Genomic DNA, 21,355 nt, shown 5'->3' on the forward strand with positions numbered 1-21,355 from the left:
CCGGCACATCCCCAGGCCCTTTGCCCCACACCGGATCTACACTTAACGGGCTGCTTCGCCGAAGCAGGTGCAGGATCCGGAGGTCATCATGTTCAGGTTGTCGTCAGTGGGCCTATGTGTGGCGGTTGCGCTGTTCAATGCCCAGGCAAGCGCCGAAACCGTGGTGCCGATGAAGGGCCAGAGTTCTCAGCAAGTCCAATTGGATATGAGCGAATGCCAGAACGTCGCCAATAGCGCGTCGAGCAGTACCTCGACGCCCAGCGGCGGGCGGATCAAGGGGGCGGCCGTTGGGGCCGCCGCCGGGGCAGTGGGGGCGAATGTGCGCGGTAACCAGCACGATGAGATCTATGACCGCGTCGATGATGATGTAAAGCAGGACTATCGGCAGGATCGCGCCAAGCAAACTGCCGCTGCCGGTGCGGTGATCGGTGGCGCCAATCAGCGCCAGGACCGCCGCGAGCAACGCCGCACGAACGAGTCGACCAATGCCACGGCGTACACCAGTTGCCTGCAGGGCAAGGGGTACCAGGTCACCCCCTGACGCTGCAGGGGGATCTACTGCAGGTTACCGGCAACGGCGATAGTCTGCGCGGTGATGTAGTTCGACTCGGGTGAGCAGAACAGATACACCGCGTCGGCCGCTTCCTGCACCGTGCCCGGGCGGCCCAGGGGGTTGCGCTGGGCGAATGACCTGGCTGCCTCCGGGCTGATCCCGACACGGATGTCCCGGCCTTCGATATTCACGGTGGCACCGGCATGGGCGTCGGCGCTGGTCATGCGGGTTTCGATGAAGCCGAAGGCCACGGCGTTGACGTTGACCTTGAAGCGACCCCACTCGCGCGCCAGCGCACGGGTCATGCCGATCACCCCGGCCTTGGCCGACGAGTAGTTCATCTGCCCGGCGTTGCCGTTCAGGGCCGATACCGACGAGATGTTGACCACCTTGCGGAACACTTCCCGTTCCAGGGCCGCATCGGCTTGCGCCTGGGCCTTGATGATCGGGTAGGCGGCACGCAGGATGCGGAACGGCGCGGTCATGTGGCAGTCGACAATGGCGTACCACTGTTCGTCGCTCATCTTCTGGATCACGTCGTCCCAGGTGTAGCCGGCGTTGTTGACAATGATGTCGATGGCGTTGAAGTGATCCATTGCCGTCTTGATGTAGCGCTCGGCAAAGTCCGGTGCGCTGACGTTGCCGTGGCACACGGCGGCCTGGCCACCGAGGTTGCGGATCATCTCGGCGGTTTCGTGCGCGGGGTCGGCGTCGAGGTCGTTGATCACCACGCGGGCGCCTTCGCGGGCCAGTTTCAGTGCGATCTGCTGGCCGATGCCGCGGCCCGAGCCTGTCACCAGGGCGACCTTGCCTTCAAGTTTTGCCATGGGTGTTACTCCTCTCTTATCGGTCTTGTTTACAGGGCGATCACGGCGTCACCGACGATCTTGATTTCGCCGTACTGATTGGTAGTGCGGATCTCGACTCTCAGGCGTTGTTCGCCTTCGGCCTCGAAGCGCTCCACCACCGTGCCGGCACAGGTGATCTGGTGGCCCAGGTGGGTAATGCCGAGAAAGCGCACACCCAGGTCGCGCAGCTGGCGTTGGTCCACCCATTGAGTGACCAGGCGCGCAAGATAGGCCATCGACAGCATGCCGTGGGCGAACACATCGGGCATGCCGGCCTTGCGGGCGTAATCGACGTCGATATGGATGGCGTTGTGATCCCCCGAGGCGCCGGCGAACAGCGCCAGGGTGGTGCGGTTGATCGGGGCCAGGGTCAGGGCCGGCAGTTGTTCGCCGACCTGCAGGTGTTGCAGCGCTGGGGTAGTCATCTGGGTCTCCGCTTCAGCTGTTGCGCTGTACAAGGACGCTACGAAGGTCGGCGACATGTTCGCCGTGCTGGTTGGTCACGCGGGTTTCGCGCACCACGAACTCAAGGGCGCCGCCTTTTTTGTCGTAGATGTCGGCAATGCGTACTTCAAAGCGCAGGGTGTCTCCGGCATAGGCCATGCGGTGGTACCGGAACGATTGTTCGCCGTGCAGGATGCGCGCGGTGACGATGCCCAGTTCGTCGCGCCAGGCGTTGGACGGGATCTGGAACTCCAGCGAAAACAGAAAGGTCGGCGGCAGCGGCAGGGTCGGGTGGCCGGCATCGCGGGCGACCTGTTCGTCGAAGTAGACCGGGTTGGTTTCACCGGTAGCTTTGGCGAAAAAGCGCAGTTGCCCAGCCTCGGCCGTGGCCTCGAAGGCGGGTAGTTGGCGGCCGATGTGTTGTTTGTCGATCATCGAAAGGCTCCTTGGGGCAGGCCAGGTCAGTGTCTCTGGTACACGGTGACCACGCAGGCACCGCCCAGGCCGAGGTTGTGCTGCAGCGCCGTACGCGCGCCTCGTAGCTGACGCTGATCGGCGCTGCCGCGCAGTTGATGGGTCAGCTCGTAGCATTGCGCAAGGCCGGTGGCGCCCAGAGGGTGGCCCTTGGAGAGCAGGCCGCCGGATGGGTTGGTGACCCAGCGCCCGCCGTAGGTGTTGTCGCCATCGTTGACCAATTGCTCGCCGGCGCCTTCGGCGCACAGGCCCAGGCCTTCGTAGGTCAGCAGTTCGTTCTGGGCAAAGCAGTCGTGCAGTTCGATCACGTCGACGTCCTTGGGGCCGATGCCGGCCTGGTTGTAGGCAATGTCGGCGGCCATGCGGGTCATGTCGAAACCCACCACGCGGATCATGTCGTTGGCGTCATAGGTGCTGGGCAGGTCAGTGGTCAGGGCCTGGCCGGCGATCAGCACGTCGGTGCGCAAGCCGTGCTTTTTCGCGAAGGCCTCGGAGACCACGATGGCGGCCGCCGCGCCGCAGGTGGGCGGGCAGGCCATCAAGCGGGTCAGCACACCCTCCCAGAGCATTGGGGCGGCCAGCACGTCTTCGGCGCAGACCACATTGCGAAACACCGCCAGCGGGTTGTTGGCCGCATGGCGACTGGCCTTGGCGCGGATCTTGGCGAAGGTGGCCAGTTGAGTGCCGTACTTCTGCATGTGGGCATGGCCGGCACCGGCGAACTGACGAATGGCTGTGGGCAACTCGGGCATGCCCACCAGCGCATTGGTCAGTTTCAAGGCGCGCTCGGTGGCCGGGGCGCGGTCGGTCCAGGCCGACTTCAGCGCGCCGGGGTTCATCTGCTCGAAGCCAAACGCCAGGGCGCAGTCCACCGCACCGCTCTGCACGGCCTGGCGGGCCAGGAACAGGGCACTGGAGCCAGTGGCGCAGTTGTTGTTGACGTTGACCAGGGCAATGCCGCTCATGCCTACCCGGTACAGGGCTTTCTGTCCGCAGGTGGAGTCGCCGTAGACATAACCGGCGTAGGCTTGCTGGAGGTGCTTGAAGTCCAGGCCGCAGTCGGCCAGGGCCAGGCGGATGGCCTGCTCGCCCATCACATCGTAGGGTTCATTGGTGCCAGGCTTTTTGAACGGGATCATGCCCACGCCAGCCACGAATACCTTGCTGCTCATCGTATGTTCCTTGTTGTTTTTCCGAGGGTCAGAGCTTGCGCGCGATCAGTTCGCGCATTACTTCACTGGTGCCGCCGTAGATGCGGTTGACGCGCATGTCGACAAAGGCCCGGGCAATCGGGTACTCGAGCATGTAGCCGTAGCCGCCATGCAGCTGGACCATGTCGTCGATGCAGCGCGACAGGGTTTCGGTGGTGTGCAGCTTGGCAATCGCTGCCTCTTCGAGGGTCAGGCGCCGGCGCATGTGCTCGCCCAGGTAGTAGTCGACCATCACCCGCAGGGCGGTGGCCTGGACCTTGATGTCGGCGAGCTTGAATTTGCTGTTCTGAAAGTCCCACACGGTCTGATTGAAGGCCTTGCGCTCCTTCACGTAGTCCAGGGTCTGCTCGAGCAGGCGCTCGAGCTTGGCCGCCGCCGACACGGCAATGGAGAAGCGCTCCTGGGGCAGCTCAGCCATCAGGTAGCTGAAGCCCTGGCCTTCTTCGCCCAACCGGTTGGCAACCGGTACACGCACGTTGTCGAAGTACAGCTCGGCGGTGTCCTGGGCGTGCTGGCCGACTTTCTCCAACTTGCGGCCGCGCACAAACCCAGGGCGGTCGGTTTCCACTGCGATCAGGCTGATGCCCTTGGCGCCGGCGTCCGGGTCGGTCTTGCACACCACCACGACCAGGTCGGCAGTCAGGCCGTTGCTGATGAAGGTCTTGCTGCCGTTGATCACATAGTCGTCGCCCTCGCGCACAGCGGTGGTGCGTACCGCCTTGAGGTCGGAGCCGGTGCCAGGTTCGGTCATGGCAATGGCCAGGATGATTTCGCCAGCGCACACGCCGGGCAGCCATTTGCGCTTTTGTTCTTCCGTGCCGCAGCGGTTGATGTAGGGGGCGATGACGTCGGAGTGCATGCCAAAGTACGGGCCGCTCACACCGCAACGGGCGAACTCTTCGTTGAACACCGCGCAGTGGCCGAAGTCGCCGCCACCACCACCGTATTCGGTAGGCAGGCTGATGCCCAGCAAGCCTTCACGCCCAGCCTTGAGCCAGGTCTCGCGGTCGACCTGGCCGGCCTTGTCCCAGGCGGCCTGGCGCGGCAGGCATTCGCGCTCGAAAAAGCGGCGCACGGTGGTGCGGAACATTTCATGGTCTTCGCGCAGAACGGTTCGGGCAATGTGCACGCAGGTCTCCTCAACATGGCAGGCCCCTTGGGCCGGGCGTGAGGATTACGATAGGCGTGGGGCTTAGGCCAAACGCCACCCGAGGCGGGTGGCGGGGCCAGAAACACGGTGTGGACGAGGGGGTGTCGCTCAGGCGGGGGGCGAGTTGCTGTCGCTGGCTTGCAGGTCACGCATACGGGCGACGGCTTCATCACGGCTGCTGACACCCAGCTTGCTGTAGATATGGCTCAGGTGCCATTTCACGGTCTCAGGCGACAGCCCCAGGGCGCGGGCGATTTTCTTGTTGGGCAACGCTTGTGCAAGCAGATGCACCACTTCGAGCTCACGCTCGCTCAGCGGATCGATGCCGAGCGCAGCGGGCTTGCTCGGCGCTGCGCTGGAGGGCTTGTCGGTGGCAACTGCAGGGGCGGCGTCTTGCGCGGCCTGCAGGCGCTCGACATAGAACGCCAGCACCGGGTCAAGGCTTTCCCGACTGGCAACGGCGTCGATCAGTGCCATGCCCTTGGGGTGGGCGTCCAGCAGGCTGCGCAGCAGGCCGAAGCGTTGGCCGCGGCGCAGCGCTTCGAGGATTTTGTCCCGTGCGAGGTCCTGGTTGCCGCGCTCGGCCTCGACCACCGCGGCAAGCACGAGCAAGCGTACGGTGCCCAACTGGCGGCGGTGCCGTTCGCAGGTGCTGATCAGTTGATCAAGACGCACCGCCGCACCCTCCAGGTCTCCCTGGGCGAGTTGCCAGCGCACCCGGGCATTTTCACTGAGGATATGAATTTCCTTGAGCGCCGTTTGCCCTGCATCCGGGTGGCGGGCGTCGAGGGCTTCGAGGCGGGTGAGCTTGGTTCGTGCCGCCGCGGTTTCGCCGAGGATCAGCAGCCAGCGCACCTGCCAGGTCAGGCAATAAGCCTGCAAGCGGTCCAGGCCCAGCTTGGTCGCGTACTCATCCAGGCGCTCGACGAAGGCAAAGGCCTCCTGCTGGTTGCCCGCCAGCCATTGCACGTTCCACAGCACCTGAAGCACGCGCAACACCGAATCGGGAATCGACACCCTTTCGAGGATGTCGACCCACCCCGAGAGCAAGGTGAACGCCTCATCCACCTGATTGGTTTCGTAAAGTACTTCGCCGAGCAGGGCGGCAGACAGGTAAGTGGCATCGGCGCCGGCCTTGCCGCACTGGCCGGACTCATGCAGCACCTCGCGATAGACCCGTTCGGCCTGGGGCATCTGGCCCTCCAGCGCCAGGCTCAACCCCACCATGCACCGTCCTTGCAGGCTGCCGGCGGTGGTGCCGAGCAGGGGCATGCCGTTGACCAGCAACACCGGTCGCTCAACCTGTACCTGGCGGGCCATTTCGTAGTCGCCACGGTGCATGTACAGCCAGGACAGGATATTGGCGCAGGAGCCGATGGCAACGCTGTCGCTGCCCGCCGGCGGGTCGAGCAGTTGCGGCAGGACGGTCATGGCCGCTTCGGTGTCATCGCGCTGCAGGGCCAGGGAAGCACGCAGCAACGCCAGCATGAAGCGGTCGTGTACATCCTGCCAGGGGATATCGCGAGTCAACTGCTCCAGGCTTTCGGCGCAGCCTGTAAAATTGCGCGCGTAGAGCTGCATCCTTACCTTGATCAGGCGCAGCTTGACCCGCGACTGTACCTGCTCCGCCGGCAACAGGCGCACCAGTTCGATCAGCATGCGCAGATCGCCATGGGCATACAGGCTTGGAGCGTGTTGCTCCACCAGCAGCGCCGCGGCAGTGGGATCACCACCCAGGACAGCATGGTGGACCGCTTCGTCCAGGTGGTTGTGGTCACGAAACCACGTCCAGGCGCGCACATGCACGGCGTGCTGCTCGATCTCGCTGCGCGAGTCGAAGTACGTGAGCAGGGTTTCACGCAGCAGCGGGTGCAGGCGATACCAGGTTTCCCGCCCGGCATGGTCTATCGGAATCAGGAACAGGTTGTCCCGCTCCAGGCGTGCCAACAGTGTGCTGGCTTCGCCGATAGCTTCGGAATGGCCGCTGAGGGTGGCGCACAACGAGGCGCAAAAGCGGTTGCAGACAGCCATGAGCAACAGCAGGTCAAGATCGGTGGGCGACAGGTGGGACAGCACCTCGACTTCGAAAAATCGCGCAAACGCCTGATTGTCACGTACCTGGGGCTGCAAGGACGTGGCCGAAGATGCTGGGCGGTTCTTCTTGCGGCTCACGGCCAGCAACTGCAAGCCGGCCGCCCAGCCATCGGTCAAATCGTGCATCAACGTGGCATCGCGCGCGCTGATCGAGCCCAGTTGCGCTGTCAGGAATTGCTCCGATTCGGCCGGGGTGAAGCGCAGGTCCCGCAGGTTCAGTTCCTGCACAAGGTCCTGGCTGCGCAAGCGTGCCAGCGACAACGGCACGGTACTGCGCGACACCAGCACCAGGTGCAGGTTGGCCGGGGCATAGTCGAGCAACCATTGCAGGGCCTGGTGGATACCCACGTCGGTCAGGTGGTGCAGGTCGTCGAGCACCAGCACCAGCTCGCCGGGGCGGCGGGCGATGCTGCGCACCAGGGTGATGACCGTGCGCTCCACGGCCTCGCTGTCGATACCGCGGCCTTCCAGCCGAGTGGCCTCGCGCACAAGGTCTGGGTCGATCTGGCCCAGGCTTGCCAGCAGGTAGTCGAGAAAGCGCGTCAGCTCATTGTCGTCGGCCGACAGCGTCAGCCAGGCTACCTCGAAGCCCAGCGGCAACAGGGCCTGGCGCCAGGCGATCAAGGTCGAGGTCTTGCCGCAGCCGGCCGGGCCCTGGAGCACAATGCAGCGCTGGCGCCGTGCCTTGAGCATTTGCTCCTGCAAGCGCGGGCGGGAAATCAGCCGGCTGCTGCTGCGAGGCGGTATCAGCTTGGTGCTGACGATGGGCGACTGTGACCGATCAAAGACCTGGCTATCGGCTGCGGCGGACTTGCGGTTGTTGTCCATGGGCGTCCCGCTTGGTTTTTTTTTCAAGCATGCACTGAATCTATCTCAATGTAACCCGGTGCTTGAAGCCCGATACCCCGGGGAGCGCCATCGCCACCCGATCCGGGTGGCGATGGTGCGGGGCTGCGTTGTTCTACTGAAAACAACAAGAACACCATGCCCCCGCAGCGCAGGAGCTCGCCCATGGCCATACAGTTCAAGATCAACGAGCACGTGGCGGTCATTACGCTCGATGGGCAATTGCCGGGCAACACCCTGAGCGTCAGCGACCTGATGCACTTGCGCAAGACCCTCAGCGCCTGCCAGGACGATGAGCAGGTACGCGTGATCGTGCTCACCGGCGTCGGCGAGCGGGCCTTCTGCTGTGGCGTTACCCCGAGGGAGGTGCTGCGAACGTCGCCAGGTGGCATCGCTGGCGCACTCAAAAGCCGCGACACTGAGGCCGAGGAGGGCGGTCATGCACGGCTGCCGGACCTGACCGACCTGGAGATCTGGAAGCCGATCATCGCGGCAATCAATGGCGCCTGCCTGGGGGCCGGGTTGGAACTGGCGCTGCAGTGCGACCTGCGCATTGGCGTCGCCCACGCCAGTTTTGGTTTGCCCCAAGTGCGCGAGGCCACCATTTGCGCTGCCGGTGGCGTGCAGCACCTGCTGCGTGTCATTCCCGCAGCCCATGCCATGAAGGTCCTTCTGACCGGTGAGCCCATCAGCGCCCAGGAAGCCGCGCGTATCGGCCTTGTCAGCGACCTGGTGGCGGGGGAGCACTTGATGCCGATGGCCTTGGACTTGGCCGAGCGCATTGCCGCCAATGGCCCGTTGGCGGTGCAGTCGATCAAGCGCCTGGCACTGCACAGCGCCCACCTCAACCCCCGGGATTTCGCCACCCAGGCCCACCTGCACTGGGGCTTGCTGCGCGACAGCCAGGACCAGGCCGAAAGCCGCCTGGCCAACGTCGAGCAGCGCCCCCCGCGCTACACCGGCAACTGACCCGCGCTCCTTCGCTACTGCTGTTCAAACCTGACAACAATAATTCCCAGGAGAGTTCCATGTACCTCACCCAAGGGCTGCACCGCATGCTGCAGCAAAACCCCGATGCCCTGGCCACGGTGTTTCGCGAGCGCCGCCACACCTACGCCCAGTTGGCCGCGCGGGTGGCCCGCCTGGCGGGCGCCTTGCAGCAACTGGGCATGCACACCGGTGACCGCGTCGGCATGCTGGGTTTGAACAGCGACCGCTTTCTGGAGTACTACCTGGCCACCTGGTGGGCCGGCGGTGTGGTCAATCCGGTGAACATCCGCTGGAGCGTGGCCGAGATTGTCTACTCGCTGGATGACTGCGATACCCGCATTCTGCTGATCGATGACACCTTTCTGCCAATGGCCGAGGCGATTGCCGCCAGCGCCAAGGTGCGACCGCTGTTGATCCATGTCGGCGACGGCCCGGCGCCTGCAGGCATGCTCGGCTATGAGCAACTGATTCACGAAGCCGTACCAGTGGACGACGCCTTTCGCGGTGCTGACGACCTGGCCAGCATCCTCTACACCGGCGGCACCACCGGCCGGCCCAAGGGCGTGATGCAATCGCACATGAACCTGTGGTCGGCGGCGGTGGCGCGTGCTGCCGATGTGCCGGTGCCGGCCGATGCCCTGAGCTTGCATATAGCGCCGATGTTCCACCTGGCGGCATTGTCACGGGTGATCCTGATCGCGCTGGTCGGCCTGCCGAGCTACTTCGTGCCTGCCTTCGATGCCGTGGATGTGATGCGCACCATCGCCCGTGAACGCATCACCGACATCCTCATCGTACCGACCATGCTGCAAGCCTTGATCATGCACCCCGAGTTTTCCCGGCATGACCTGAGCTGCCTGCGCGACCTGACCTATGGCGCATCGCCCATCGCCGTGCCCTTGTTGGAACTTGCCCTCAAGGCCCTGCCGCAGGTCAGGTTCACCCAGGGCTACGGCATGACCGAAGCGGCGCCACCGATCTCTGCCAACGGTCCGGAAAACCATGGCCCCGAAGGCATTGCCAATGGCCGCCTGCGCTCGGCCGGGCGGCCCGGGCTCGGGGTCACGGTGCGGATTGTCGACGAACACGACAACGAGGTGCCCTGCGGCACGGTGGGTGAGGTGGTAGTACGCGGACCGAACATCATGCTCGGCTACTGGAACAAGCCTGAAGAAACCGCCCAGGCACTGCGCGGTGGCTGGATGCACACCGGCGACGGCGCCTACATGGACACGGACGGCTTTATCTATATTGTCGACCGCTTCAAGGACATGATTGTCAGTGGTGGCGAAAACGTCTATTCCGGCGAGGTGGAAAGCGCCATCGCCAGTCATCCGGCAGTCGCTGCGTGCGCGGTGATCGGCATTCCCTGTGCCCAATGGGGCGAGGCGGTGCATGCGGTGATCGTGCTCAAGCCGGATACCTTGGCCCGCGACGCCGACATCATCGAGCATTGCCGCCGCCAGATCGCCGGCTACAAGACCCCGAAAACCGTCGAATTTCGCGCCACCTTGCCGCTTTCCGGTGCTGGCAAAGTGCTCAAGCGCGACCTGCGCGAGCCGTTCTGGGGCGGCAAGGACCGTGGGGTGAGCTGACGCCATGTACATGACTCAATGCCTGCACCGCACCTTGCAGCAAACCCCCGAACACCTCGCCACCTGTTTCGGTGAGCGGCGCCAGACCTACCGCCAGTTCGTCGAGCGCGTCGCCCGCCTGGCCGGTGCCTTGCAACGCCTGGGAATGGCGCCGGGCGATCGGGTCGGCATGCTGGCGCACAACAGCGACCGCTACCTTGAGTACCTGTTCGCCGTCTGGTGGGGCGGTGGCGTGCTGAACCCGGTGAACAGTCGCTGGAGCGTGGCCGAGATCGTCTATTCCCTGGACGACTGCGGCACCACCATTCTGATTGTCGATGAACATTTTGCCGGCCTGGCCGGAGAGATCTCTGCCCTGGCGCGCACCCCACCGCAGTTCATCTACGCAGGCGACAGCGAGGTACCGTCAGGAATGCACGGCTTCGAGCGACTGATCGCCGACACGCCACCGGTGGAGGATGCCGGACGCGGCGGCGATGACCTGGCCTGCATCCTGTACACCGGCGGCACCACCGGCTTTCCCAAGGGGGTGATGCAGTCGCACCTGAACCTGTGGTCGGCCTGCATGCCACGCATGGTGGACATGCCGCCGATTGCCGGCGGGCGGCTGCTGCAAGTGGCACCGCTGTTCCACGTGGCTGGCATGGCGCGGGCGCTGATCCAGTTCATGGCCGGTGAAAGCCATGTGCTGGTGGCCAGCTTCGACGCCGCGCACACCTTGCAGGTGATCGAACGCGAGCAGGTTACCGAAACGTTGCTGGTGCCTAGCATGATTCTTGCGCTGCTGGCCCATGCCGACTTCGACCGGCATGACCTCAGCTCGCTCAGGCGCCTGACCTATGGTGCATCCCCAAGTGCCGGCGAGATGGTCGAGCAACTGCTGGCGCGGCTGCCGGACATCGAGCTGTCGCATTCCTACGGCTTGACCGAGGCGTGCCCGGTAGTGTCGAGCAACCTGCCGTGCAACCACACTCCCGAGGCGCGGGCCAGCGGGCTGTCACGTTCGGTGGGGCGTGGCGGGTTGGGCGTACAGGTGAAGATTGTCGACCCCGAGGGGGTGGAGGTGCCGCGCGGCACCGTGGGCGAAATCATCGTGCGTGGGCCGAACATCATGCAGGGCTACTGGAACAAGCCCGAAGAAACTGCCAGGGCCTTGCGCAATGGCTGGTTGCACACCGGCGACGGCGCCTACATGGACGAGCAGGGCTACCTGTTCATCGTCGACCGGCTCAAGGACATGATCGTCAGCGGCGGCGAGAACATCTACCCGGCCGAAGTCGAGAACGCCCTGGCCCGTCACCCGGCGGTAGCCCAGTGCGCGGTGATCGGCATTCCCCATGCGCAATGGGGCGAGGCGGTACATGCGGTGGTGGTCTGCAGCCCCGGCGCCCAGGTGGACGAGGCACAGTTGCGTGCCCATTGCCGCCAGTACATCGCCGGCTACAAGTGCCCGAAATCGGTTGAATTCATCCGGCAATTGCCACTCTCGGCGGCCGGAAAGGTGCTCAAGCGGGTGCTGCGCGAGGCTTATGCCGCGCGCCCTGCACGGCCTGTGGACTGACCCGCAAACCACCCATTCGCGCTACCCGATCCGGGTGGCTCAAACACCCACCCGGCTCACTACATTGGGGTTACGAACCAGGCGCACCAGGCCTGGCAACCCACTGGAGATACCGATGCACATCAACCGTACCGTCTACCGAGAAGACCATGAAATGCTGCGTGAAACCGCACGGCGTTTCTTCGAGCGCGAATGCCTGCCCAAGCAGGCGCAGTGGGACGAAGCCGGGCAGGTTGATCGCGAAACCTGGCTCAAGGCCGGTCGCCACAACCTCCTGTGCCTTACCGTGCCAGCCGAATACGGCGGCGGTGGCGGCGACTTCGGTCACTCGGCGGTGCTGATCGAAGAGCTGTACCGCGCTGGTGTATCCGGTTGGAGCCTGGGGGTGCATTCGGACATTGTCGCGCCCTACATCGTGCGTCTGGGCAGCGAAGCGCAAAAGCAGCAATGGCTGCCAAAAATCTGCACCGGCGAAACCGTGCTGGCCGTGGCCATGACCGAGCCGGGCACTGGTTCCGATCTCAAGGCCATCCGCACCACCGCCGTGCGCGACGGTGACGAGTGGGTGATCAACGGCAGCAAGACCTTCATCAGCAACGGCCTGTCGTGCGACATGGTCGTGGTGGTGTGCAAGACCGACCCCAGCGCGGGTGCCAAGGGTTGCAGCCTGATCATGGTCGAGTGCGATCGCCCGGGTTTTCGCCGCGGCCGCAAGCTGGAAAAGGTCGGCCAGGCAGCGGCCGACACCGCCGAGATGTTCTTCGACGAGGTACGGGTGCCGGTGGGCAACCTGCTGGGTGAAGAGAACAAGGGCTTCATGCACCTGATGGAGGAGCTGCCCCAGGAGCGCCTGGTGATTGCGCTGTACAGCGCCGCCAAGCTCGAACGCATGCTTGAGCAGACCATCGAGTACGTGAAGGACCGCAAGGCCTTCAACCAGACCGTGTGGGACTTCCAGAACACCAAGTTCAAGCTCGCCGACATCAAGGCCCAGGCCACCGCGGTGCGCCTGACCATCGACCACTACATCGGCGAGCACATGCGCCGGCGCCTGACGGTGCAAGAGTCGGCCATCGCCAAGCTGCTGGCCACTGAAACCCTGTGCAAGTGCCTGGACGACATGGTCCAGCTGCATGGCGGCTACGGCTACATGCTCGAGTACCCGATTGCCCGGGCCTTCGTCGACATGCGTGTGACGCGGATCTTCGGCGGTACCAGTGAAGTGCTGCGCGAACTGATCGCCCGCCAGCTTTGATTCTTTCTCTATTTTCCAGGTGAGCCCATGAGCGAAAACGTATTGGTGGCCGGCGTCGGCATGATTCCCTTCAGCAAGCCCGGCACCAGCCCGACTTATGTACAAATGGGCGCCGAAGCGGTACGCCGCGCCCTGGCCGATGCCGGCATCGGTTATGAACGGGTACAGGAGGCCTACGCCGGGTATGTCTACGGCGACTCCACCTGCGGCCAGACTGTGCTCTACGAAGTGGGCATGACCGGCATCCCGGTGATCAACGTCAACAACAACTGCTCCACCGGTTCTACCGCCCTGTACCTGGCGCGCAAGGCCATCGAGTCGGGCGCCGCCGATTGTGTGCTGGCGGTAGGCTTCGAACAGATGCAGGCAGGTCCGTTGAAGTCCCACTGGGATGATCGCCCGCCAACCCGTGAGCGCTTCTTGCCGATCCTGCGCGGCCTCACCAACGACGTCGGCAGCGAAATGGCCCAGGCGCTGCGGACCTTCGGCGGCGCCGGGCGCGAGTACATGCAGAAGTACGGCACCCGCATGGAAACCTTCGCCGCCGTGCGCGCCAAGGCCAGCCGCCATGCGGCGAACAACCCCTTGGCGCTGTTTCGCAAGGTGCTCAGCACCGAAGATGTCATGGCCGACCCGGTGCTCTGGCCTGGGGTGATGACCCGCCTGATGGCGTGCCCACCGACCTGTGGCGGTGCGGCGGCAATTCTGGTGTCCGAGCGCTTTGCCCGCAAGCACGGGTTGCGCCGTGACGTGCAGATCCTGGCCCAGGCAATGACCACCGACACGCCCGAGTCCTTCAATTTCGACCAGCCGTCGATGCTCGACTGGGTCGGCACCCATATGACCCGTGCTGCGGCGCACCAGGTGTACGAGAAGGCGGGTGTCGGTCCGCAGGATATCCAGCTATGCGAGCTGCATGACTGTTTCGCCCAGAACGAAGTGATCTGCTACGAGTCGCTGGGTTTCTGCCCGGAAGGCGGCGCCGAACAGTTCGTCAAGGACGGCGACAACACCTACGGCGGGCAGATCGTCATCAACCCGTCCGGTGGCCTGCTTTCAAAAGGGCACCCGTTGGGCGCCACCGGTCTTGCCCAATGCTACGAGCTGACCCAGCAACTGCGCGGCAATGCCGATCAGCGTCAGGTCGAAGGCGCACGCCTGGCCTTGGCCCACAACCTGGGGTTGGGGGGTGCCTGCGTGGTGACCTTGTACGCGAACACCAGCGGCGGCCAGTAATTGTTTCGCTATTTCGGGTGAAAGGACACACCCGTGCTGTGCCGGCACGGACGCACCCCTCAATCCCTAACCGGAGAAACCGCATGACAAGAACAACAATGCGCGGCGTCTTCCAGCCAAGTCTGCTGGCCGTAGCTGTAATGGTTGCCACCTGCGCGGGTCAAAAAGCCCACGCTGTTGAATTCGATATCGGGGAAATCCAGGGCAGTTTCGATTCGGCGCTGTCCATCGGTGCCAGCTGGTCGACCACCGACCCGGACTCGAAATTCATTTCCAACTTCAACGCCCAGGGCAAGTCCGGTGAGTCGTCGTCGCGCACCACGGACGACAACCGCCTGAACTTCAAGAAGGGCGAGACTTTCTCCAAAATCTTCAAGGGTGTGCATGACCTGGAGCTCAAGTACGGTGACAGTGGTGCCTTCGTGCGCGGCAAGTACTGGTATGACTTCGAGCTGATGGACGAGCACCGGCCGTTCTATGACATCGACGACAGTGGACGCGACCGTGCGGCCAAGTCGTCCGGGGCAATGTTCCTCGACAGCTTCGTGTACCACAACTATTCCATCGGCGATCAGGTTGGCAACGTGCGCCTGGGCAAGCAGGTGGTGAGCTGGGGCGAGAGTACTTTCATCGGTAACTCGATCAACAGCATCAACCCCATCGACGTGGCGGCCCTGCGCCGTCCGGGGGCGGAAGTGAAGGAAGGCCTGATTCCGGTTAACTTGCTCTATGTCTCCCAGGGCCTTGCCGAGAACATTACCGCCGAAGCGTTCTACCAGCTCGAATGGGAGAAATCGGTAGTCGACAACTGCGGCACCTTCTTCGGCAATGACGGTGTGCCGCAGGGCTGCAACGATCGCCTGGTGATCGCCGGTCTCGACCTGCCGCCGGGCGCTGCGCAGAACACCGGGGGCCTGGCGGCCATCGCTGCCGGCCTTGACGATGCCTACATCCCGCGGCTCAAGGACGACGACGCCCGCGACAGCGGCCAGTACGGCCTGGCCTTGCGCTGGTTCGTGCCGGAGTTCAACGACACCGAGTTCGGTGCCTATGCCATGAACTACCACAGCCGCAACCCTTACCTGAGCATCAATCAGATGAGCAGCGCCGCAGGCGGCGTGGCATCGGCACGCAGTGCCCGCTACTTCATCGGCTACCCCGAGGATATCCGCCTCTACGGCCTGAGCTTCCAGACCAACGTCGGCGGCGTGGCACTGGGCGGCGAGGTCAGTTACCGGCCCAACATGCCGCTGCAATTGAATACTGCCGACCTGCTGTCATCGGCAACCTTTGGCGCCACGTCGCCCCTGATCACCACCGGCTTTGCCGGCCGCACCCTGGGCGCCGAAGTCAATGGCTACAAGCGCATGCCGGTGACGCAGGCGCAGGTAACGGCCACACAGTTCTTCGACCAGGTGCTGGGTGCCAGCCGCCTGACTGTGGTGGGAGAGGTTGGCTACAACCACATCAACGGCCTGGGCAAGGCCGACGGCAGCGACCTGCGTTTTGGTCGCAGCCCGGCCTTCGGCTCCGGTGAACTGCCTGGCGCGCTGGGCCTGGCCACCTGCCAGGGCAGCGCGGTGGGCACGCCAACGGCCAGCAACCCGGCCCAGGAGTGCAATGACGACGGCTTCTATACCAGCAACAGCTGGGGCTATCGACTGCGCGGCAAGCTCGATTACCAGAACGTGATCGCCGGTATCAACCTGTCGCCCAACCTGGCCTGGTCCCACGACGTGCAGGGCTATGGCCCCAACTTCGACGAAGGCTCCAAGGCTGTCAGCGTCGGCGTGGATGCCGAGTACCAGAACACCTACACCGCAAGCCTCAGCTACACCAACTTTTTTGGTGGCGACTTCAACACCAACATCGATCGTGACTTCCTCGCCCTGAGCCTGGGCGTGAACTTCTGATGCAACCCTGCCAGAGGAACCTCAACATGAACGCACGTTTCATTCTGCACGTTGGCGCATTGAGCCTGTCGCTGCTGGCAAGCAGTGTGATGGCCGCCGTTTCGCCCCAGGAAGCCGCTCAACTGGGCACCACCCTCACGCCGCTGGGCGCCCAGAAGGAAGGCAACGCCGAGGGTAGCATCCCGGCCTGGACGGGTGGCCTGAAGCCTGGCGCAGCGCCGTTGGACAACGGCTTTCTGGGTGATCCGTTCGCCAGCGAGAAACCGCTGATGGTGATTACCGCCGCCACTGCCGAGCAGTACAAAGACAAACTCACCCCCGGCCAACTGGCGATGTTCAAACGCTACCCGGACAGCTACAAGATCCCGGTGTACAAGACCCAGCGTACGGCTGCCTCGCCGCAGGACATCTACGACATTGCCAGGAAAAGCGCGGTGACCACCGAGCTCACCCCCGATGGCAACGGCCTGGTGAACTTCGCGCAGACTCGCTACTACCCGTTCCCGATTCCCAAGAGCGGGGTGGAGGTGTACTGGAACCATACCAACCGCTACCGGGGCGGCAACATGAGCCGTGAGGCGGCGCAGGCGGCACCGCAAACCAACGGCTCGTACTCGATTGTCGAGTACGACGACACCCTGGCGTTTCCGCAACTGATGGGGGACGTCAAGCCGGGGCAGGGTGACAACATCCTCTACTACTACAAACAGGAGATCACCGCACCGTCGCGCATGGCCGGCAGTGTGGTGCTGATCCACGAGACCATCGACCAGGTCAAGGAACCGCGCCTGGCCTGGGTCTACAACGCCGGCCAGCGCCGTGTGCGGCGTGCCCCGCAGGTGGCTTACGACGGCCCGGGCAACGGTTCGGACGGCATGCGTACCGCCGACAACACCGACATGATGAATGGCGCCCCGGACCGCTACGACTGGAAGCTGATCGGTAAGAAAGAGCTGTATATCCCGTACAACAACTATTGGCTGCAGTCGCCCAAGCTCAAGTACGACCAGATCATCAAGCCGGGGCATATCAACCAGGACCTGACGCGTTATGAACTGCACCGGGTCTGGCACGTACAGGCCACGCTCAAGCCTGGTCATCGGCACATCTACGCCAAGCGCGACATGTACTTTGACGAAGACACCTGGCAACTGGCCGAAGTCGACCACTACGACGGCCGTGGCCAGCTATGGCGAGTGGCAGAGGGCTACGCGATGAACGACTACGAACGAGGTTCGCCCAACTTTGCCATGCTCGGCATCTATGACCTGATTGCCGGTCGCTACAACGTGCTGGCCATGACCAACCAGTCCCGGCATGCCACCACCTATGGCGTCAGTGCCAAGCTCAACGACTTCACCCCGTCGGCGTTGCGCAATGCGGGAGTGCGTTGACAGCTGCATCGCGGGACAAGCCCGCTCCCACCGATCCTGCAGCCGCCACCTGATCCGGGTGGCGGCACCGGCTCGCCAATGATCAACCATGCCGCCATTGGCACCCGACAATAACAAGCGAGGCAGCAATGACCGCCATCGACATCCGTTCGACCCTGGAAAAACAGCGAGCGGCCTTCCTGGCCAGTGAACCCTACAGCGCCGAACAGCGTTGCGAGCTGATCGACCGCGCGATCAGTCTGCTGGTCAACCACGAGCAGGACATCATCGATGCCCTGGCCGCCGACTTCGGTCACCGTAGCCCGAGCTTTTCCAAGGGAAGCGATGTGCTCTCACCTCTGGCCACACTCACCCAGGTCAAGGCCGAACTGGCCCAGTGGATGCAACCTGAAGCACGCCAGGCCAAGGCCGGCCAGGCCTGGGTGCAATATCAGCCGCTGGGTGTCGTGGGTATCGTCACCGCCTGGAATGTACCGGGCTACATGGTCTTCAGCGGCCTGGCCGGGGCACTGGCCGCCGGCAACCGGGTGATGATCAAACCCTCGGAATACACCCCTCGCACCTCAGCCCTGCTTGCCCGGCTGATCCGCTCGGCCTATGCCGAAGATGAGGTCGCCGTGGTCGTCGGTGGTCCCGAGGTTGGCCAGGCATTCTGCAGCCTGCCGTTCGACCATTTGCTGTTCACCGGCGCCGGCAGCATCGGCAAGCAGGTACTGCGCGCCGCCGCCGAAAACCTGGTGCCAGTCACCCTGGAGCTGGGTGGAAAATCGCCGACCATTATCTCCCGTTCCGCCCATTTCCAGGAGGCTGTGGCCAAGGTGGTAATGGGCAAGCTGCTCAACGCCGGCCAGCTGTGTGTGGCGCCTGACTATGTATTTGTGCCGCACGAATCGGTGGACGCCTTTATTGCCGTGGCCAAGGCGGTGGTGGCGAAGTTTTTTCCGACGCTCAAGGACAATCCCGAATACACCTCGATCATCAATGCCCGCCACGTCGAGCGATTGCAGCGTTACCTGAGCGAAGCACGGGAGGCAGGCGTCGAGCTGATCGAACTCAACCCCAATGCCGAGGACCTGTGCCACGCGCCGCTCAACAAAATTGCACCGACCCTGTTGCGCAATCCAGGCGATGAGCTGCAGGTGATGCAGGATGAGATTTTTGGCCCGCTACTGCCGATCAAGCCCTATCACAGCATTACCGAGGTGATTGCCCACATCAACGCGCGCCCACGCCCCCTGGCGCTCTATTACTTCGGCCATGACGCCGAGGAAGAAGCCCTGGTACTCACCCATACCTGCTCAGGCGGTGTGACCCTCAACGGCGTGCTCAGCCATGCCAGCACCGAAGGCCTGCCGTTCGGCGGCGTCGGCCAGAGCGGTATGGGCGCGTATCACGGTATCGACGGTTTCCGAACCTTCAGCCATGCCAAGGCGGTGCTGCGTACCGCGCCGACTGTGGCCTGAACCTTCACCTTCCAATCAAGAGAACTGCCATGAAAGCTGCCGTATTCCATCAGGTTGGCGCCCCGCTGGTAATCGAAGAAGTGGGCATCAGCAAACCGGGCCCTCGTGAGGTTTTGATCCGTACCCGGGCCGTGGGCGTGTGTCATTCGGATCTGCATGTGATCGATGGCGCATTCCCGTTTCCCGGCCCGCTGGTGCTGGGGCATGAAGCGGCCGGCGTGGTCGAGCAGGTCGGCAGTGAGGTGCGTTCGGTGAAGCCGGGCGATCACGTGGTGACGTGCCTTACGGTGTTCTGCGGCCACTGTGAACATTGCGTGACCGGCCACCTGGCCCGCTGCGTGTCCCCGGAGACCAAACGCGGCGCAGATGAAGAGTCGCGCCTGACCTACGTGCAACAGCCGATCCCGCAATTCGTCAACCTGTCCGGTTTTGCCGAGCAGATGCTGGTGCATGAGAACGCCTGCGTGGCGATCCGTCGCGACATGCCGCTGGACCGTGCGGCATTGCTCGGTTGCGCGGTCACCACCGGCACAGGCGCAGTGTTCAACACCGCCAAGGTACGCCCCGGTGAAACCGTGGCCGTGATCGGCTGCGGCGGGATCGGTCTGGCTGCCATCAATGGCGCCGCGCTGGCGGGGGCAGGGCGGATCATTGCCATCGACATGCTCGACGCCAAGCTGGAGCTGGCTCGCCAGTTCGGCGCCACCGATGTAATCAACGCCAAGGACGGCAACGTCGCCAAGCAGGTGCTGGAACTGACCCGTGGTGGCGTTCACCACGCCTTCGAATGCATCGGCCTCAAGCAAACCGTCGAGCAGGCCTTCGCCATGCTCGCCCGTGGCGGCACCGCCACGGTGATCGGCATGCTCAAGCCGGGCCTGAAAATTGAAGTTGACCCGCTGCAACTGCTGCACGAACGACGACTCCAGGGGTCGCTGATGGGCTCCAACCGCTTCCCGGTGGACATGCCGCGCCTGGTGGATTTCTACATGGCCGGCAAACTCAAGCTCGACCAGATGATTTCCCAGCGTATCCGCCTGGACCAGATCAACGAGGCCTTTGATGAACTGCGCCGTGGCGAGCTGGCCCGCTCGGTGATTCTGTTCGACTGATGGAGTGGATTGATGGACATTGAATACACAGTGCCCGAGCAGGCTTTTCGCGAGCAGGTGCGGGGCTTTTTGCGTGAGCGGCTGCCCACCGAGCTGTCGGATAGGATCAGCCAGGGCAAGCGCCTGAGCAAGGCGCACCAGGTGCAGTGGATGCAGATCCTCGACCAGCAGGGGTGGTTGGCACCGGGCTGGCCGGTGGAGGTGGGCGGCACCGGCTGGAGCGCAGTGCAGAAGCATATTTTCGATGAGGAGTGCTTTGCGGCCGGGGCGCCGAAAGTGGTGTCGTTCGGGCTGAAAATGGTTGCCCCGGTGATCATCAAGTTCGGTACCGCCGAGCAGAAGGCGCGCTTTTTGCCGCGTATCCTCAGCTGCGAAGACTGGTGGTGCCAGGGCTACTCGGAACCAGGTGCGGGCTCGGACCTGTCGTCGTTGAAAACCCGGGCAACCCGGGACGGCGACGTCTATCTGGTCAACGGCCAGAAAACCTGGACCACCCTGGCCCACTATGCCGACTGGATGTTCTGCCTGGTACGCACCGACGCCGAGGCCCGTCAGCAGCGGGGCATTTCGTTTTTGCTGATCGACATGAAGACCCCGGGCATTACCGTGCGGCCGATCATCACCCTTGATGGTGAGCATGAGGTCAACGAAGTGTTCTTCGACAATGTGCGCGTGCCGGTGGCCAACCTGGTCGGGCAGGAGAACGAAGGCTGGACCTGCGCCAAGTACCTGTTGACCCACGAACGCACCAGCATCGGCGGGATTGCCCAGAACAAAGCGCTGCTAGGCCGCCTCAAGCACATCGCCACGCACGAGTTGCGCGACGGTCGCCCGTTGATCGAGGAGCCGTTGTTCCGCGCCCAGGTCGCCGAAGTCGAGATGCAACTGATGGCCGCCGAAATGACCAACCTGCGCACCCTCGCCGCTGCGCAGGATGGCGCTGCACCAGGGGCGGAAAGCTCGTTCCTGAAGATCAAGGGCACCGAGATCCGCCAGGCCATCACCTACCTGATGAGCAAGGCGGTGGGGCCTTATGCGCTGCCGTTCATTGAGGACGAGCTGGGCTACGGCGATGAGCCGTTGCTGTATACCGAGTACAGCAGCGCAGCCACCTACCAGTACCTGGATGCGCGCAAGGCCTCGATCTACGGTGGCGCCAACGAGATCCAGAAAAACATCATCGCGAAAATGATCCTCGAACTCTAAGGCGCCTTGC

Annotated in this window: 17 protein-coding genes; 11 read left to right on the plus strand and 6 right to left on the minus strand. The window is 63.7% G+C overall.

Translation table 11 applies throughout. The annotated features are described in order from the left end of the window. Nucleotides 1-88 precede the first annotated feature (88 nt). Nucleotides 89-541 carry a YMGG-like glycine zipper-containing protein gene (locus H621_RS0119815; RefSeq protein ID WP_028945041.1) on the plus strand — a complete coding sequence of 151 codons (453 nt, stop codon included), beginning with the start codon at nucleotides 89-91 and terminating at the stop codon, nucleotides 539-541. Nucleotides 542-555: 14 nt separating this feature from the next. Here the strand turns inward: H621_RS0119815 and H621_RS0119820 are convergent, their stop codons facing one another. The 6 genes from H621_RS0119820 to H621_RS27350 all read right to left on the minus strand — a co-directional run bounded on the left by H621_RS0119820 (nucleotide 556) and on the right by H621_RS27350 (nucleotide 7,602). Beyond that, entirely contained in the window at nucleotides 556-1,380 is an 825-nt protein-coding gene (locus H621_RS0119820; RefSeq protein ID WP_028945042.1) for an SDR family NAD(P)-dependent oxidoreductase, read from the minus strand. A 29-nt stretch (nucleotides 1,381-1,409) separates the two neighbouring features. Next, complete coding sequence (locus tag H621_RS0119825; RefSeq protein WP_028945043.1) at nucleotides 1,410-1,826, minus strand: MaoC family dehydratase; 417 nt, start codon at nucleotides 1,824-1,826, stop codon at nucleotides 1,410-1,412. Nucleotides 1,827-1,839: 13 nt separating this feature from the next. Then, nucleotides 1,840-2,280: a MaoC family dehydratase N-terminal domain-containing protein gene (locus H621_RS0119830; RefSeq protein WP_028945044.1), complete on the minus strand. Its 441-nt coding sequence runs from the start codon at nucleotides 2,278-2,280 to the stop codon at nucleotides 1,840-1,842. 26 nt (nucleotides 2,281-2,306) lie between these two features. Then, nucleotides 2,307-3,491 carry a lipid-transfer protein gene (locus H621_RS0119835; RefSeq protein WP_028945045.1) on the minus strand — a complete coding sequence of 395 codons (1,185 nt, stop codon included), beginning with the start codon at nucleotides 3,489-3,491 and terminating at the stop codon, nucleotides 2,307-2,309. A gap of 28 nt (nucleotides 3,492-3,519) precedes the next feature. Continuing rightward, nucleotides 3,520-4,620 carry an acyl-CoA dehydrogenase family protein gene (locus H621_RS0119840; RefSeq protein WP_245219113.1) on the minus strand — a complete coding sequence of 367 codons (1,101 nt, stop codon included), beginning with the start codon at nucleotides 4,618-4,620 and terminating at the stop codon, nucleotides 3,520-3,522. A gap of 168 nt (nucleotides 4,621-4,788) precedes the next feature. Then, the gene (locus H621_RS27350) at nucleotides 4,789-7,602 is read right to left on the minus strand and encodes a winged helix-turn-helix domain-containing protein (protein ID WP_036990172.1); all 2,814 of its coding nucleotides are present in this window, start codon (nucleotides 7,600-7,602) and stop codon (nucleotides 4,789-4,791) included. 183 nt (nucleotides 7,603-7,785) lie between these two features. Between H621_RS27350 and H621_RS0119850 the strand changes: the two genes are divergently transcribed. The 10 genes from H621_RS0119850 (at nucleotide 7,786) to H621_RS0119895 (ending at nucleotide 21,345) form a co-directional block, all read left to right on the plus strand. After that, nucleotides 7,786-8,589 (plus strand): enoyl-CoA hydratase/isomerase family protein, encoded by an 804-nt coding sequence (locus H621_RS0119850; RefSeq protein ID WP_028945047.1) that lies wholly within the window; start codon nucleotides 7,786-7,788, stop codon nucleotides 8,587-8,589. Between the two features lie 59 nt (nucleotides 8,590-8,648). Further along, nucleotides 8,649-10,205 carry an acyl-CoA synthetase gene (locus tag H621_RS0119855; RefSeq protein ID WP_028945048.1) on the plus strand — a complete coding sequence of 519 codons (1,557 nt, stop codon included), beginning with the start codon at nucleotides 8,649-8,651 and terminating at the stop codon, nucleotides 10,203-10,205. A gap of 4 nt (nucleotides 10,206-10,209) precedes the next feature. Then, nucleotides 10,210-11,766 carry an acyl-CoA synthetase gene (locus H621_RS0119860; RefSeq protein ID WP_028945049.1) on the plus strand — a complete coding sequence of 519 codons (1,557 nt, stop codon included), beginning with the start codon at nucleotides 10,210-10,212 and terminating at the stop codon, nucleotides 11,764-11,766. Between the two features lie 115 nt (nucleotides 11,767-11,881). Continuing rightward, the gene (locus H621_RS0119865) at nucleotides 11,882-13,021 is read left to right on the plus strand and encodes an acyl-CoA dehydrogenase family protein (protein ID WP_028945050.1); all 1,140 of its coding nucleotides are present in this window, start codon (nucleotides 11,882-11,884) and stop codon (nucleotides 13,019-13,021) included. 27 nt (nucleotides 13,022-13,048) lie between these two features. After that, nucleotides 13,049-14,257, plus strand: a complete 1,209-nt coding sequence (locus H621_RS0119870) for a lipid-transfer protein (protein WP_028945051.1) — start codon at nucleotides 13,049-13,051, stop codon at nucleotides 14,255-14,257. Nucleotides 14,258-14,340: 83 nt separating this feature from the next. Continuing rightward, the gene (locus H621_RS0119875) at nucleotides 14,341-16,170 is read left to right on the plus strand and encodes a DUF1302 domain-containing protein (RefSeq protein ID WP_028945052.1); all 1,830 of its coding nucleotides are present in this window, start codon (nucleotides 14,341-14,343) and stop codon (nucleotides 16,168-16,170) included. Nucleotides 16,171-16,196: 26 nt separating this feature from the next. Next, nucleotides 16,197-17,564 (plus strand): DUF1329 domain-containing protein, encoded by a 1,368-nt coding sequence (locus H621_RS0119880; protein ID WP_028945053.1) that lies wholly within the window; start codon nucleotides 16,197-16,199, stop codon nucleotides 17,562-17,564. A gap of 110 nt (nucleotides 17,565-17,674) precedes the next feature. Continuing rightward, on the plus strand, nucleotides 17,675-19,027 hold the full coding sequence (locus H621_RS0119885; protein ID WP_028945054.1) for a coniferyl aldehyde dehydrogenase: 1,353 nt from the start codon (nucleotides 17,675-17,677) through the stop codon (nucleotides 19,025-19,027). Between the two features lie 29 nt (nucleotides 19,028-19,056). Continuing rightward, nucleotides 19,057-20,139: a Zn-dependent alcohol dehydrogenase gene (locus H621_RS0119890; RefSeq protein WP_028945055.1), complete on the plus strand. Its 1,083-nt coding sequence runs from the start codon at nucleotides 19,057-19,059 to the stop codon at nucleotides 20,137-20,139. Nucleotides 20,140-20,151: 12 nt separating this feature from the next. After that, a complete protein-coding gene (locus tag H621_RS0119895; protein WP_028945056.1) occupies nucleotides 20,152-21,345 on the plus strand; it encodes an acyl-CoA dehydrogenase family protein in 1,194 nt (397 codons plus the stop codon). The last annotated feature ends 10 nt before the right edge of the window (nucleotides 21,346-21,355 follow it).

Source organism: Pseudomonas vranovensis DSM 16006 (assembly GCF_000425805.1).
GTDB lineage: Bacteria > Pseudomonadota > Gammaproteobacteria > Pseudomonadales > Pseudomonadaceae > Aquipseudomonas > Aquipseudomonas vranovensis.

Excerpts from the sequence above, each read along its gene's own strand:
- H621_RS0119860 (WP_028945049.1), top strand. The coding sequence starts at position 10,210 with ATGTACATGACTCAATGCCTGCACCGCACCTTGCAGCAAACCCCCGAA.
- H621_RS0119875 (WP_028945052.1), top strand. The coding sequence starts at position 14,341 with ATGACAAGAACAACAATGCGCGGCGTCTTCCAGCCAAGTCTGCTGGCC.
- H621_RS0119870 (WP_028945051.1), top strand. The coding sequence starts at position 13,049 with ATGAGCGAAAACGTATTGGTGGCCGGCGTCGGCATGATTCCCTTCAGC.
- H621_RS0119820 (WP_028945042.1), bottom strand. The coding sequence starts at position 1,380 with ATGGCAAAACTTGAAGGCAAGGTCGCCCTGGTGACAGGCTCGGGCCGC.
- H621_RS27350 (WP_036990172.1), bottom strand. The coding sequence starts at position 7,602 with ATGGACAACAACCGCAAGTCCGCCGCAGCCGATAGCCAGGTCTTTGAT.
- H621_RS0119840 (WP_245219113.1), bottom strand. The coding sequence starts at position 4,620 with ATGTTCCGCACCACCGTGCGCCGCTTTTTCGAGCGCGAATGCCTGCCG.
- H621_RS0119865 (WP_028945050.1), top strand. The coding sequence starts at position 11,882 with ATGCACATCAACCGTACCGTCTACCGAGAAGACCATGAAATGCTGCGT.
- H621_RS0119880 (WP_028945053.1), top strand. The coding sequence starts at position 16,197 with ATGAACGCACGTTTCATTCTGCACGTTGGCGCATTGAGCCTGTCGCTG.
- H621_RS0119825 (WP_028945043.1), bottom strand. The coding sequence starts at position 1,826 with ATGACTACCCCAGCGCTGCAACACCTGCAGGTCGGCGAACAACTGCCG.
- H621_RS0119835 (WP_028945045.1), bottom strand. The coding sequence starts at position 3,491 with ATGAGCAGCAAGGTATTCGTGGCTGGCGTGGGCATGATCCCGTTCAAA.
- H621_RS0119855 (WP_028945048.1), top strand. The coding sequence starts at position 8,649 with ATGTACCTCACCCAAGGGCTGCACCGCATGCTGCAGCAAAACCCCGAT.
- H621_RS0119830 (WP_028945044.1), bottom strand. The coding sequence starts at position 2,280 with ATGATCGACAAACAACACATCGGCCGCCAACTACCCGCCTTCGAGGCC.
- H621_RS0119815 (WP_028945041.1), top strand. The coding sequence starts at position 89 with ATGTTCAGGTTGTCGTCAGTGGGCCTATGTGTGGCGGTTGCGCTGTTC.
- H621_RS0119895 (WP_028945056.1), top strand. The coding sequence starts at position 20,152 with ATGGACATTGAATACACAGTGCCCGAGCAGGCTTTTCGCGAGCAGGTG.
- H621_RS0119890 (WP_028945055.1), top strand. The coding sequence starts at position 19,057 with ATGAAAGCTGCCGTATTCCATCAGGTTGGCGCCCCGCTGGTAATCGAA.
- H621_RS0119850 (WP_028945047.1), top strand. The coding sequence starts at position 7,786 with ATGGCCATACAGTTCAAGATCAACGAGCACGTGGCGGTCATTACGCTC.